The following is an 11,652-nucleotide window of genomic DNA, read 5'->3' on the forward strand; positions in this document are numbered from 1 at the left end:
GAAAAAATGAATCCAAATTTTGCATATGATCGACTTTATTTTTATTCCACTCAATAAAAAAAGGAGGCCTTACCATATAGTCGGGATCAGCGATGCCGCCGAGCAACTCGGCCGCGCAGCCGTGCCGATGGCGAATCGGCACTACCTGACCCGCGGCCGAGTTGCGCACCGGGTCATGCTCTCCAAGCTGCACCTGGCACCATCTTGCGCCTGGTCGACGACATCGACCGATGTCGGGCCGATGAGGGTGGCCGAACCGCTCGAGTCGTCGCGCATCCAGAGTTTGTGTGTGCCGCTGGTCGTCGGCGTCCAGGTGGCGGCGGCGTCCTGGCCGGGCGCGCCACCGTTACGGCAGGCGGCTCCGGTCAGGAGAACAGACCACGCAACTGTTCGGTGACCTCCCACAGCCGTCGCGAGGTGTCGAGATCGTAGGAGGCGGGTGTGGACTGCTCTGTGGTGTACCGGTTGTAGTAGGCGCCGCGTCGAATCTCGGACTCGGTGGCCAGGTGGACGATCGGACCCGCGCCTTCGCTGGTCGGCAACGAAATCGCGCGCGCAAGCGCGCGCATCGCCAGCATCCGCGGCCCGGAGAAACCCCGAACCAGATCGGTGCGAACCATCCCAGGGTGCACCGCGACGACCTCGAGTTCGGGATATCGTCGGTGCAATTCGTAGCTGAAGTGAAGATTGGCGAGCTTGCTGCGGCTGTAGGCGACGAAGATGTGGTAATCCCTTGTGCTGTAGAGATCTTCGAACTCGATGTCGATGGGGTCCGAGCGCAACAGCGCGGCCCGATGGCCCTCGGAATCGACACTGACGACCCGGCCGCCGCCCTGGCGCAGCAATGGAAGTAGCGCGCTCGTCATCGAATACGGGGCGAGATGATGGACGGCGAAATTCTGTTCGATCCCCTCTGCGGTGACCGTCCGCCGCTGCGACATTACGCCCGCATTGTTGACCAGGGTGTCGATCCGATCGACCGATTCCGCGATTTGCCGTGCGGCACTGTCGATTCCGGCTTTCGTGGCGACATCGGCGGCAATCACCGTCGCGGTCGGCAATGCCGCCCGCAGGTCGCGCACCCGCTGCGGATCCCGTCCGATCAATATCAGCCGGTGCCCGGCGGCGGCGAGTGCGCCCGCGGCTTCCCGCCCGATTCCCGATGTCGCGCCGACCAGCACGATCGTGCGCGGGCTCATCGCGCACCGTCGGCACGGGCTGCGGCGCCGAGGCCGGCGGCGGCGACGAGCGCCCGCTCGCGCAGCCCCGGCGGAAGGTGGGTGAGCAGGCCGAGCATGCGCGCCCCACCGCCGACCGAGTAGCGACGTTTCGGCGCGCATGCCGAGACCGCGGCGGCGACCGTCTTCGCCACCGGCGCAACCGGTTCCATCTTGGTCGCGGCCGAAGTCTTCGCGACCGCGGCGAGTTGATGCTGGTAAAGCGCTCTCCGCGCGGGATCGGCAGCGACCAGTGCGGCCTGCGCGGATTGCTCGGCCTTGGTGAAGATCTCGGTCTGCGTGGCACTCGGTTCGACGACGACCACCGGAATTCGCCACGCCCGCAACTCCAGTCGCAATGCATCCGACAGCGATGACAGCGCCGCCTTGCTCGCGGAAATGGGGGCCAGGAACGGTATCGGCAACCGAGCCGTCGGGGCGCTGATATTGATCACCCGCCCGCCGCCGGCACGCAGCAGCGGCAGGAACGCCTGGGTGACATAGGCGGGACCAAAAGTATTGACCGCGAACGGTGAGCTGCGCAAGTTACAAGACGACGAGCTCATCGCCTCCGAGGCCGAGGGGCCACGCGGGCGCAAGGAGTACCGCATCACCGATGCCGGACTGGCCGAGGTACGCCGCTGGCTGACCGAAGTCGAGGTCGACCACACCTTCCGCCTGGAACCGCTGCTGCGATCGGTGTTCTTCTGGCTGATGGATCCCGACAAACTCGCCGAATATCTCGACCGGGAGGCCGCGTACTACCGCAGCCTCGCCGACTACTACCGCGAAATCGCCGCAGCCAAGGACCGCGGCGATTACGGCACCGGCCCACAGACCCAATCGATCCGCATCGCCGCCGAAGCAGGCATCCGCCTGACCGACGCACTCAGCGAGTGGGCCGAATGGACCCAATCCCATCCCCCCAGCAAACAGCGAAAGCCCTGAAACCTGGCCGACAACGAGCGCCGCAACCGAGAGCTAACCCCCAGCGCCGCAGCGTAATCCACCCGAACCGACGATGAACGAAGCGCTGCGCCCACGCGCGTCCAACTATCAGCCGAGAATGCGCTCATGCCGGTGTCTCTCGACGTTTCCCTGCATGAGCGCATGGTGATCGTTTGTCCAGGACACTGGGTGGGGTTAGTGCATGGTGGCTAGGTTGTGCCAGAGGTTTTCGAGGCTTTGGGTGCCGCCGAAGAGGGTGGTGAAGTTGGTGGAGTCGAGGAGGATGATGTCGCCTGCGCGGGGGGTGGTGGGGGGCATCCAGATCAGGGTGTTGAATTCTGTGTTGCCTGCGGCGGTGAAGGGGTGGGGGCGATCGGGGGCTACGCGCTGGCGGCCGAGGACTCGTAGGGTGTCGCTTTCCGGGGCGGTGAGTTCGTAGTGCGGCAGGTGGGGGTGGAAGTTGAGGGTGGTGACGTTGTCCAGTAGGTGGAGCGCGTCCAGATCTCGGAATCCGGTCAGGGGGGCGATCTCATCGGTGCCGTCGACGACTGCGGGGCGCAGGCCCCATTTGTTGTGCACCGGCACATCGAGCGCCTTCATCAGTGAGCGGGTGTACTGGCCGAATCGCTGTTGGCGGGGTACCAGCGGGTCGCCGTGATGCTCGTATTCGATCTGTCGCTGTGTGAAGTCGTCGGTGAAGCCGACGTCGTGGTGCGGCGCCAGCAGCAGGCAGGTGCCTTCGCGTTGCAGCCACTCCCGGATCGCGGCGCACTCCTCGGGTGCGGCCTGCTGCTCGGACAGGACGTGGTCGAGTCCGAACACCATGAGCGTGTCGGTATCGGCGAGGATCCGCTCGTCGATCGGCAAGGTGTAACCGGCCTGGTCGATGCGCTGGAACACCGCAACGGGATGTCCGGTGGCCTCCCCCGCCAGTCGCTGGAACGCCAGCGTCGAACGATGGAAAAGCTCCAATGTGCCCGCGATGCCCTGCAGGAAGTGCGCCGTGTCGTACTCGACGGTCTCGTAACTCGGCCACGTGACATTGCGGACCTCGGTCATCGTGGAGAAGCGGTTGTACATTTCGGCGGGATCGCGTTGGGCCTCCCACGGATAACTCCACGTCCAATAGATGCTCATCCGCCGCCGCCCGTCGTGCTTGCGCGGAATGTGGTCCTGGTTGTAAGTGCGTGCCCGCGGCAGGGTGCTCATGCTGTCACCTCTCAACTGTCGAGCGAGGCCAGGTATCGCAGTGCGCGAATACCCGGCAGGAAGAAGTACGCGCCGCCCTCGAGCGTGGTAAATGCTGGTAGTCCCGTGAGCACCTTGCGGATGGGCCGCTTGGGGATCGTGAACTCCAGGGTGCCGTCCTGGGTGCCGCAGATGGGGTCGCGTTCATTGCCGAGTTCGTGGAATGCCTTGTCATTGATCCAGACGTTTTGGGCGAACTCGAACTGGCGTACCAAGCTGGCGCAGATGATGAACGCGGCGATGCCTCGATCCGCCCCGTCATCGGGTGCGCCCTCCGGCAGCGCCGGACCGTAGGTCGCGCCGCGGCGAATCATCCTGCGGCGGTTCATATTCGGTGCGGTATCACGCGGGTTGAGCCGTCGCACGTGCGAGCCGAGCGGTATCGCGTAGCCGTGCGGATCCATCTGTTCGTAGTTGAAGTCGTTGTTCCGCATGGGATCCGCGCCCAGCTCCGGATCGTCGTGGTCGGGAGCCAGCGTCAAGGGCGCGCCGCTCGGCCAGCGGCCCATGAGCTTCGCGGCGAGCAGCTGCTGCCCTTCCGGGGTGTCGGCGTGCTCGCGCAGATAGCTCCGAAACGCACCGACGTGTTCTTGCAGCCGCCGATAGGCCATATAACTCCCGTTGCGGGACAACACCTCCGGCTGCGGCAACCGGTGGACCGGCCCCTCCTCATCCGGATAGCCGAGGATGAATTCGCCGGGTTTCAACGGTGCGCCCGACCCCGGCGTCGGTTCTTCACCCGATCCCTCGATCACGGGCTGAGACAGCCGGTCTCGGAAACCGAAGTGGTCGTGGGCGTAGTTGAATGGCGGCGTCGCATTCAAATCCAAGAAGGACAACACGCGCACGCCCGGGCTGCGGGCCACCAGCTTGCGGTGCTCGGCGGTGCACCGCTGATGTTCGGCATCGGTGCGAGCGAACAGGATCGCGATGGCGTGCAGGTCAGCACCGGCCAGCCCACCCACCCAGTTATCGGGGTGATTGGCACCCGTATCGCCCAGAATGTCAGCGCGCGCGGCCATGCCTTCACGGAACTCGGCGGGGAAGGTGGCCAGCGCCTCCTCCAACACCCCCAGCGCCCGCAGCCCGCGCCAGGTGAAGGCCAGCGTGATCCAGCGCTCGGAGCTGTCCATCGTGGCGCGCGCGTCCGCGGCCGACTGCACCCGGTCCAGCAGCTCGGTCAGCCAGGCCCGGCCCCCGGCGGGATCGTCGAAGGACAGGAACTCGTAGCGCCCGGTGATCGCCGGGGTGCGGGTCAGCAGGATGTGCTGAATATCGTCGAGTTCGAGCATCGGCCCGGACGATCTACTGCATCTGATCGAGCATGTCGGAGAACGCCGCCTCGAGCCGCAGCGCCTTTTTGATCTCGTCGGCGGTGACGTAGGGGTACTCGCCATATTCGAGGAAGCTCGGAAACTGGTGCTCTCGAACGAATTTCACGAAAGCCTCCGGGTTTTCCTGCCAATCCTCCGGGAACCCTTCGAGGTTGGTGAAAACTGTCGTGATACCGGTCTGACTGAAGAGCGCGACGGCGTCTTCGGTGTACTTGTCGAAATCGGTGTCGAAGATGCCTTGATACTGGAAATGCAGCCCCGAGCCGACATCGAACAGCACCCACCGCAGATAATGCAACCGCAGTGGTGCCAGCACATCCGGACTGCCCGCTACCGCCTCTTCGATCTGCTTGCCGTATGCGCGAACCGCCTCTTCTCTACCCGGTTTCACCTTTGCGATGATCGAGAATCCGTAGCAGGCCGGCGTCCGTGGATAAATCGGGCCGTACCGACCCCGCTCCAGCTCGAAATAGCCCTCCCTGGGGATGGCCATCGCCGCCGGTCTACTCCAGTCCTTATCGGTCGCTGGCATGGCGTCACCTGCCTTTACCGTCGCAGTAAGCGGGACATCCAGATGGTACGCAGCGAGCCGATAGCGCCGCAAAGATTCGGCTATCTCCGCCGTACTGGACATCCGAAATAATTTCGGGAAACTCCGAATCCCGGCCACGGGCGCCCGGGTTTGACAGGATCACCTCATGTCGAACCCGCCGCAGAACACCAACTCGGCGCCGCAACCGCGCCAATTGTCGACGCCGCGAGCCGCCGCACTGTCCGGAATCGCCTTCGCGGTATTGTTCGGCACGACGATTATCCTGATCCGCATCAAAATGCCTGCGGGCCTCGAAGATTCAACGCATTGGCTGAAGAGCCAACAAAGTGCGATCACGACGGCAACGGTGCTGATGCCCTTCGCCGGAATCAGCTTTCTATGGTTCATCGGCGTCGTGCGCGACGGATTCGGACGCTACGAAGACCGATTCTTCCTATCCATATTCCTCGGCAGCGGGCTGCTATTTCTGGCGATGATGTTCGTCGCCACCGCGGTCGCCGCGGGCTTGGTGGCGAGCAACACCGACGTAACCGACCCGACCGCCCGCTCCGAGGTGATCAACTTCGGCAGGCATGTCCTGGCTTCAGCGAGCCAAACCTATGCGCTTCGCATGGCCGCTGTATTCATGATCTCGCTCGCGACGATTTGGTTCAAGACCAGGCTGATGCCCCGGTGGCTCGCCATCCTCAGCTATTTGGTAGCCCTGACACTGCTCATCGTCAGTGAGATGAGCAAATGGGTGGAGCTGGTATTCCCCGCCTGGGTACTCGTGGTCAGCTGCCTTATCCTGGCCCGCGAAGCCGTCGAGCATCGAGCTAGGACGGCTGACGGATCTCGGTGACGATGGTATAGAGCTCGACAATGACGCCGTCTTTGGTACGAGCGATGTCCATGCCGCTGACCACCGGCGGTTGGTCGACAGGGCCGTATTGGAAGCCGAGGTGGCCGATGTCGTCGAGTTCCGAGGCCGGGCCGGCAGGTCGGAAGACCCAGTCCGGGTTTTCCGCACGCACCTCTTCGGCGCGGCGTTCGAGGTCCTTGCGCCCGTGCACAATTCGGTCCGGTTCGTGCCACACCACATCTTCGGCATAGGTCTCGGCGATAGCTGCAGCCCGGCGAGCCGGATCGGGTTCGTTGAAGACGTCCAGCAGGTTGCGTCGCATGAGGTCAGCAGAGGAACGGGTCATGGCGAGTCCTTTCATGCGGGGTAATCGCGGTAGTTGGGTCGACGCAGGACACGGTGCCCGAAGGGACTTAGTTGAAAGCTATCGTCCTTGGCTCCGGCGTGGCGATAAATGCCGATTACCTGTCGGCATGCCTGCCGTCGGTTATCGCTTGCGAACCCACAACCATGAGGCGGCAACGGCGATGAGTACCGAGGGTTTGCCGAGCAGCATGGTCCCCGCCGCCAGGGCCGTGATCTGATCGGCGGCATACAGCGGCAGGAGTATCAGCACATGGAGCGCCCACATCACGGCCCAAGCCGCGGTCAGGCGCCGGTGCTTGCGGATCCGGGCCTGATCGATTTCGGCGGGTTCGATCCGGATGCGTTGACACACAAGCAGACTCAACGGACGGCCCCGGATCAGGGTGGCGCCGAAGGCGACGGTCGAGACCGCGCAGCCGACGATCTCGGGTAGGAAGAAGGCACGGCCCTCACCGGTGCACAGCACCAGCGCCGAATAGACGGTGACGGCAGCTAGGGCGGCCACAACAACCTTCGTTGAATCACCGCGCCGCAGCCGCCATCCGGCGAGCAGGGTCGCCGCGGTCAATGTGGCCGCGACCGACGGACCGATCCCGAACAGTTGATATCCGACCAGGAATACCGCGACCGGCGTGACGGCGTCGACGAGGTGCCGAACGCCGCCATGCGCGATGACGGCCTGCCCGAGCACCCTGGCGGCTGACCACACTCGCGCCGAGTCGTGCGAGGTCCCGGACCGGCTGTCGTCGAGTGTCATTCGGGTCAGCGGGCGGGACGGGGGCCGACGATGGAGGCGCGTTCCATGATCCGCACCTGGGGCCAGTAGTCGCTGGCGGCGTAGTGCTGGACGGCGCGGTTGTCCCAGAACGCGACGGTGTCGGGCTCCCACCGCAGCCGAACCTGATGTTCGGGAGCATCGGCCTTCCGGCACAACCGGTCGATCAGCTCACGGCCCTCGTCGAGGTCCAGGCCGTGGACGCGGTCGGCGAAGACCCGGTTGACGTAGAGGTGCTTGCGGCCGGTGACGGCGTGCGTGCACACCAGCGGGTGGGCCACCGCCGGATGCTCGGCGCGCATCTTCTCCCGCTGCTCACCGTCGAGCATATGCCCGAACGCGCGAGTGAAATCATGGACAGCGTCGAGGTTTTCGATTCGCGCCCGGGTTTCCTCGTCGATGGCGTCGTAGGCGGCGTACATATCGGCGAACAGCGTGTCCCCGCCGATCGGGGGCACCGAAATCGCATGCAGGACCGCACCCATCGATGGCTGCTCGCGCCAGGTGACGTCGTGGTGCCAGGCGTTCTCGAAACCGCCGACCTGGGCGCTCTTTTCGAATCGCACAAGTTCTGGCTGGTCGGTGTTGGAGGGGATGAACGGGTGAACCTCGAGCGTGCCGAACCGTCGGGCGAAGGCCACGTGCCGTTGCGGGGCGAGCGCCTGGTCGCGGAAGAACAGCACCTTGTACTCGTGCAGCGCCCGCCGCAGTTCGACGATCACCGCATTCGGCAATTCGGTGGTCAGATCCACCCCGGAGATCTCCGCGCCGAGGGTTGCGCCGACCTGGCGGGCGTCGAAATGCTGCCAGCTCAGCTGGGCAAGCCGGTCACGCTCGGCGGCGATATGCGTGAAGGGGCCGGACCAGACCGGATATCCGGGGAGCTGAACGGTGCGGGGCGTGAAGCCAGCGGCCGGGTCCTGATCAGCAATTACGGACATGGCGACCTTCTTTCTCGGAGAAAGTGAGGCTGTAGTCATGTGACTACAGCTGGTATGAGCTACTGTAGTCACATGACTACAGAGGGTGCAAGGACGTCTTCCGACGTCAACAACCCGCTCGGTCGCGACGCCGTCGTGTCCGCGGTGCTCACCCACGCCGCGGATCTGTTCGCCGAACGCGGCCCGGCCGCGACGTCGATCCGGGACATCGCCGAGCGGGCAGGGGTGAACCATGGACTGGTATTCCGGCACTTCGGCGCCAAGGACAAGCTGGTGACGGCCGTACTCGACCACCTCTCCGCCGAGACGGCCGAGTTCGCCGACAGCGGCGCGTTATCGCCGGACGATCCACGACTGCGCCGACACTGGGTCGTGCTGGCACGCTGCATTCTGGACGGCTATCCGGTCGGACAGATGCAGCGGCGATTTCCGGTCATCACGACCCTGATCGACCATGCCCGCTCACATCGAGCCGATGACCGCGACGCCGCCCTCTCCGTCGCACACGCCGCAGCATTCGTACTCGGCTGGCAACTGTTCGAGCCCTTCCTGCGCAACGCCGCCGGGCTCGACAGCGTCCCGAATGCTCAACTGCGGGAGGCAATCAACGCCGAAGCCGTCCGGATCCTGTGCGGCAGCCCGCACCCCTCCCCCACCGACGGAAACCAATAGCACCTATGACCGCCGCGGTCGCGGACGCTCCGATCAGCCGTGGGGCGGATACGATTTCGACACCTTGGCCGATGATCCGGCCACCGTGATCGAACGGCTCGACCCGGAACAGGTCCGCGAGGCGGCAGAATTCGTGTCCCTCCTGTCGGCGGAGACGTTGAGACGCCCACCCACGCAACCCGGTTCGCGCAGTGTGTCGAGGTCGCAGCCCGGTCAGTGACGAGATGCGCGCAGTCCGTCGAAGGTCAGATCGAGCAGCCGCTCGGCCTGCTGGCGCTGCTCGGCCTTTCCGGACGCGAGCGCGATTCCCGTAAGTGCCGCGAACATGTCGGTCGCGCCGATATCGGAGCGAATCGCGCTCGCCCGCGAACCGGCCTCGAGCAAGGAGGTCAGCGCGTCGAGCATCATGTCCTTGCTGCGGACATACGGATCGACACCGGACTCCACGAGGGCCCGCAGCGCGTCAGCCATCCCGAGTTTGGCGGTGGCGTAATCGATGAAACGTCCCATCCAGGCGCGCAGCGCTAGCTCCGGTGGCATCGACTCGAGCAGTTGCGGCGCCGCGTCACACAGCTTGGCCAGTTCGTTCCGGTATGCGGCCTCGATCAGCACTTCGCGTGTCGGGAAGTTTCGGTACAGCGTGCCGGAGCCGACCCCGGCCTCTTTAGCAATCCGATCGAGATGGGCGTCGAGGCCGTCCTCGGCGAACACACGCACGGCCGCAGACAGGATCTTGTCGCGGTTTCGCTGGGCATCCGCCCGCAGTGGGCGGCCATCGGCTCTGGGCATTATCGGCTTCCTTCGCTCGACCTCTTGCTAATTGGGGACGACTCCACTTAGAGGTCCGGCAGATGGGGGCAGGAAATCCCACCGGTCGGATCGCAGATCCGCGTGAGATCGGGCAGGCCGCGGTATTCCTGTCCAGCGACGCATCGAGCTTCGTCACCGGCGTAGAACTCTTCGTCGACGGCGGCATGGCCCAAGTGTGATGCGCTCACCCGCGGGTATCCGCCCGAATCGGTAACCGTTCGAAAGATTCTGGTGGCCTCTGGATCCGGTGCACACTCGCCCCCGAGATCAGGAAGCCGGAGGGTGCAAACCGGCCTGCCGCCCTCCCCCGCAGCAAAGCCGCGCGCTCATTATCGGGAGCCATACCTTCCAGGTCAGTTCCAGAAATGCGAAGATGATGATCGGAAGCAGCGGCCGACATCAGAACCCGATTCCGGCACGCAGCATGGTCTGAGTCGCTTTCTTGCCTGTCAGCGAAAGCGAGGCACACGTGATGCAGATGCGAGCAGCCCGCATGTACGGGTATCAGGAACCGCTTCGGATCGAAGAATTTCCGGTGCCCGCGCCCGCGCCGGACGAAATTCTCCTGAAGGTCGCCGCGGCGGGCATGTGCCGAAGCGACTACCAACTCCTCGACGGCTACTTCAAGGGCCCGTTCCCCGTGGAGTTCCCCTACATCCCCGGCCATGAGATCACCGGCCGAGTGGCGGGACTTGGCACCGCCGTGCCTACATCGTCTTCGAGTGAAGCCCGCGGCGGGCAAAACCGCTTACAGTGGCATTTACGCAGTTCAGGCATACCGGTCCCACCATGACAGGGAGGCGAGTTCCATGGCCAAGATCCTCTTCGTAATGACCGGCGCAAGTTTCTGGACGCTCGAGGACGGCACCCGGCATCCGACTGGCTATTGGGCCGAAGAGTTCACGGCCCCGTATACCGCGCTCACCGGAGCCGACCATGAGGTTGTGGTGGCCACGCCCGGCGGAGTAGTGCCCTACGTCGACGCGATGAGTCTGCGTCCCTCGATGGCCGGCGGTGAACAGATTGCCCTCGCGGAGGAAGAAATCCTGCGGTCTGCCGAGGAGTTGCGGCGGCCGATCGAGCTGGCGAACGCTCGGCTGGAGGACTATGCGGCCGTCTACTACCCCGGTGGCCACGGTCCGATGGAGGACCTGTGCAACGATGCCGATTCGGGACGGCTGCTGACCGCGGCCCTTTCCTCCGGCCAGCCCTTGGCCATCGTCTGCCACGGGCCGGCCGCACTGCTGGCCACCCGCTGGAGAGGCGTTTCCCCCTTCGCCGGTTACCAGGTCACCGGCTTCACCAATGACGAAGAGGACGCCGTCGGATTGGCCGCCAAAGCCCGGTGGTTGCTGGAGGACGAACTGGTCACTCTTGGCGTCCGCTTCACTCGCGGCGAGATCTGGAAGCCTTACACGGTCGTGGATCGCAACCTGTACACCGGACAGAACCCCGCGTCCGCCGAGCCGCTGGCCCAGGAATTGCTGAAGGTGCTGAACTAGTTTTGCGCCGATCTCGGTTAACTCCGCACCGACACCAGCGTCTCGACATGGTATGGGAGCCAGAGAGTACGTTCCGTGGTTAGCTGTCTCCGGCTCTGAAGTGGTCGGGGACTACCCCCGCCCCGAGTCACCAACTGCAGCAACAAGATTCGGCCTCGCCGGGGTTGCGATAGCTGATCGCAGGCACAGCGCTGCCACGCCGATCACGATCGGCGGGGCAGCCGCCGCCACGCAATGCCCAGAACAACTCCGGGTCGGACTCCGCGGTGACCCGGGCTCGACGACCATCGGCATCGACGATGTCGAAGGCCCGGACGCTGTCGGCCGCCCAACCGTATTTACGGCCGAACCACGACAATCCGCCACCGAGGGTATAGCCGACAACGCTGACCACCGGGGAGCTTACGGCCAGCCCGGTCAAACCGTGCGGGGCGGCCGCCGAATG

16 protein-coding genes and 1 pseudogene are annotated in these 11,652 nt (G+C 64.7%); 6 read left to right on the forward strand and 11 right to left on the reverse strand.

The window, feature by feature from the left end:
- The 3 genes from ABZW16_RS24595 to ABZW16_RS24605 all read right to left on the reverse strand — a co-directional run.
- Nucleotides 1-193 (reverse strand): hypothetical protein (locus ABZW16_RS24595; RefSeq protein WP_354958343.1); only part of this gene is annotated, 193 nt, incomplete at its 3' end.
- A gap of 172 nt (nucleotides 194-365) precedes the next feature.
- The gene (locus ABZW16_RS24600; protein WP_354958344.1) at nucleotides 366-1,199 is read right to left on the reverse strand and encodes an SDR family NAD(P)-dependent oxidoreductase; all 834 of its coding nucleotides are present in this window, start codon (nucleotides 1,197-1,199) and stop codon (nucleotides 366-368) included.
- Nucleotides 1,196-1,762, reverse strand: a complete 567-nt coding sequence (locus ABZW16_RS24605; protein ID WP_354958345.1) for an SDR family NAD(P)-dependent oxidoreductase — start codon at nucleotides 1,760-1,762, stop codon at nucleotides 1,196-1,198. Before ABZW16_RS24605 ends, ABZW16_RS24600 begins: the two co-directional genes overlap by 4 nt.
- On the opposite strand from ABZW16_RS24605, the gene ABZW16_RS24610 reads away from it, so the two are divergent.
- A complete protein-coding gene (locus ABZW16_RS24610; RefSeq protein WP_354958346.1) occupies nucleotides 1,737-2,165 on the forward strand; it encodes a PadR family transcriptional regulator in 429 nt (142 codons plus the stop codon). The genes ABZW16_RS24605 and ABZW16_RS24610 overlap by 26 nt on opposite strands.
- 195 nt (nucleotides 2,166-2,360) lie before the next feature.
- On the opposite strand, the gene ABZW16_RS24615 is transcribed toward ABZW16_RS24610, so the two are convergent.
- Genes ABZW16_RS24615 through ABZW16_RS24625 form a run of 3 tightly spaced genes read right to left on the reverse strand, consistent with a single transcriptional unit; the run spans nucleotide 2,361 to nucleotide 5,279 of the window.
- On the reverse strand, nucleotides 2,361-3,374 hold the full coding sequence (locus tag ABZW16_RS24615) for a hypothetical protein (protein ID WP_354958347.1): 1,014 nt from the start codon (nucleotides 3,372-3,374) through the stop codon (nucleotides 2,361-2,363).
- Between the two features lie 11 nt (nucleotides 3,375-3,385).
- Nucleotides 3,386-4,705: a peroxidase gene (locus ABZW16_RS24620; RefSeq protein WP_354958348.1), complete on the reverse strand. Its 1,320-nt coding sequence runs from the start codon at nucleotides 4,703-4,705 to the stop codon at nucleotides 3,386-3,388.
- Nucleotides 4,706-4,718: 13 nt separating this feature from the next.
- A complete protein-coding gene (locus ABZW16_RS24625) occupies nucleotides 4,719-5,279 on the reverse strand; it encodes a hypothetical protein (protein ID WP_354958349.1) in 561 nt (186 codons plus the stop codon).
- A gap of 166 nt (nucleotides 5,280-5,445) precedes the next feature.
- Between ABZW16_RS24625 and ABZW16_RS24630 the strand changes: the two genes are divergently transcribed.
- Nucleotides 5,446-6,141: a hypothetical protein gene (locus tag ABZW16_RS24630; protein WP_354958350.1), complete on the forward strand. Its 696-nt coding sequence runs from the start codon at nucleotides 5,446-5,448 to the stop codon at nucleotides 6,139-6,141.
- On the opposite strand, the gene ABZW16_RS24635 is transcribed toward ABZW16_RS24630, so the two are convergent.
- The 3 genes from ABZW16_RS24635 to ABZW16_RS24645 form a co-directional block, all read right to left on the reverse strand.
- Nucleotides 6,116-6,487, reverse strand: a complete 372-nt coding sequence (locus ABZW16_RS24635; RefSeq protein WP_354958353.1) for a nuclear transport factor 2 family protein — start codon at nucleotides 6,485-6,487, stop codon at nucleotides 6,116-6,118. The two genes, ABZW16_RS24630 and ABZW16_RS24635, sit on opposite strands and share 26 nt — an antisense overlap.
- A 141-nt stretch (nucleotides 6,488-6,628) precedes the next feature.
- Entirely contained in the window at nucleotides 6,629-7,264 is a 636-nt protein-coding gene (locus ABZW16_RS24640; RefSeq protein WP_354958354.1) for a DUF3159 domain-containing protein, read from the reverse strand.
- A 5-nt stretch (nucleotides 7,265-7,269) separates the two neighbouring features.
- A complete protein-coding gene (locus ABZW16_RS24645) occupies nucleotides 7,270-8,223 on the reverse strand; it encodes a TauD/TfdA family dioxygenase (protein ID WP_354958355.1) in 954 nt (317 codons plus the stop codon).
- A 72-nt stretch (nucleotides 8,224-8,295) separates the two neighbouring features.
- On the opposite strand from ABZW16_RS24645, the gene ABZW16_RS24650 reads away from it, so the two are divergent.
- Nucleotides 8,296-8,895 carry a helix-turn-helix domain-containing protein gene (locus tag ABZW16_RS24650; protein WP_354958356.1) on the forward strand — a complete coding sequence of 200 codons (600 nt, stop codon included), beginning with the start codon at nucleotides 8,296-8,298 and terminating at the stop codon, nucleotides 8,893-8,895.
- Nucleotides 8,896-9,108: 213 nt separating this feature from the next.
- On the opposite strand, the gene ABZW16_RS24655 is transcribed toward ABZW16_RS24650, so the two are convergent.
- Nucleotides 9,109-9,684 carry a helix-turn-helix domain-containing protein gene (locus ABZW16_RS24655; protein ID WP_354958357.1) on the reverse strand — a complete coding sequence of 192 codons (576 nt, stop codon included), beginning with the start codon at nucleotides 9,682-9,684 and terminating at the stop codon, nucleotides 9,109-9,111.
- 62 nt (nucleotides 9,685-9,746) lie between these two features.
- Here ABZW16_RS24655 and ABZW16_RS24660 point away from each other — a divergent pair, with 62 nt between their 5' ends.
- From ABZW16_RS24660 to ABZW16_RS24670, 3 genes are all read left to right on the forward strand, one after another.
- A complete protein-coding gene (locus tag ABZW16_RS24660) occupies nucleotides 9,747-9,884 on the forward strand; it encodes an SDR family oxidoreductase (protein WP_354958358.1) in 138 nt (45 codons plus the stop codon).
- A gap of 293 nt (nucleotides 9,885-10,177) precedes the next feature.
- Entirely contained in the window at nucleotides 10,178-10,498 is a 321-nt protein-coding gene (locus ABZW16_RS24665) for an alcohol dehydrogenase catalytic domain-containing protein (RefSeq protein WP_354958391.1), read from the forward strand.
- Between the two features lie 16 nt (nucleotides 10,499-10,514).
- Nucleotides 10,515-11,207, forward strand: a complete 693-nt coding sequence (locus ABZW16_RS24670; protein WP_354958359.1) for a type 1 glutamine amidotransferase domain-containing protein — start codon at nucleotides 10,515-10,517, stop codon at nucleotides 11,205-11,207.
- A gap of 220 nt (nucleotides 11,208-11,427) precedes the next feature.
- Here ABZW16_RS24670 and ABZW16_RS24675 read toward each other — a convergent pair.
- Nucleotides 11,428-11,649, reverse strand: a pseudogene (locus ABZW16_RS24675) (FAD-linked oxidase); the annotation flags it as partial.
- Nucleotides 11,650-11,652 lie beyond the last annotated feature (3 nt).

It is taken from the genome of Nocardia sp. NPDC004604 (assembly GCF_040609795.1).
In the GTDB taxonomy this organism is placed as follows: domain Bacteria; phylum Actinomycetota; class Actinomycetes; order Mycobacteriales; family Mycobacteriaceae; genus Nocardia.

Bases quoted from the DNA above. Each gene is read 5' to 3' on its own strand.
- ABZW16_RS24600 (WP_354958344.1), bottom strand. From the start codon at position 1,199: ATGAGCCCGCGCACGATCGTGCTGGTCGGCGCGACATCGGGAATCGGG.
- ABZW16_RS24615 (WP_354958347.1), bottom strand. From the start codon at position 3,374: ATGAGCACCCTGCCGCGGGCACGCACTTACAACCAGGACCACATTCCG.
- ABZW16_RS24620 (WP_354958348.1), bottom strand. From the start codon at position 4,705: ATGCTCGAACTCGACGATATTCAGCACATCCTGCTGACCCGCACCCCG.
- ABZW16_RS24625 (WP_354958349.1), bottom strand. From the start codon at position 5,279: ATGCCAGCGACCGATAAGGACTGGAGTAGACCGGCGGCGATGGCCATC.
- ABZW16_RS24630 (WP_354958350.1), top strand. From the start codon at position 5,446: ATGTCGAACCCGCCGCAGAACACCAACTCGGCGCCGCAACCGCGCCAA.
- ABZW16_RS24635 (WP_354958353.1), bottom strand. From the start codon at position 6,487: ATGACCCGTTCCTCTGCTGACCTCATGCGACGCAACCTGCTGGACGTC.
- ABZW16_RS24640 (WP_354958354.1), bottom strand. From the start codon at position 7,264: ATGACACTCGACGACAGCCGGTCCGGGACCTCGCACGACTCGGCGCGA.
- ABZW16_RS24645 (WP_354958355.1), bottom strand. From the start codon at position 8,223: ATGTCCGTAATTGCTGATCAGGACCCGGCCGCTGGCTTCACGCCCCGC.
- ABZW16_RS24650 (WP_354958356.1), top strand. From the start codon at position 8,296: ATGACTACAGAGGGTGCAAGGACGTCTTCCGACGTCAACAACCCGCTC.
- ABZW16_RS24655 (WP_354958357.1), bottom strand. From the start codon at position 9,684: ATGCCCAGAGCCGATGGCCGCCCACTGCGGGCGGATGCCCAGCGAAAC.
- ABZW16_RS24660 (WP_354958358.1), top strand. From the start codon at position 9,747: ATGGGGGCAGGAAATCCCACCGGTCGGATCGCAGATCCGCGTGAGATC.
- ABZW16_RS24665 (WP_354958391.1), top strand. From the start codon at position 10,178: ATGCAGATGCGAGCAGCCCGCATGTACGGGTATCAGGAACCGCTTCGG.
- ABZW16_RS24670 (WP_354958359.1), top strand. From the start codon at position 10,515: ATGGCCAAGATCCTCTTCGTAATGACCGGCGCAAGTTTCTGGACGCTC.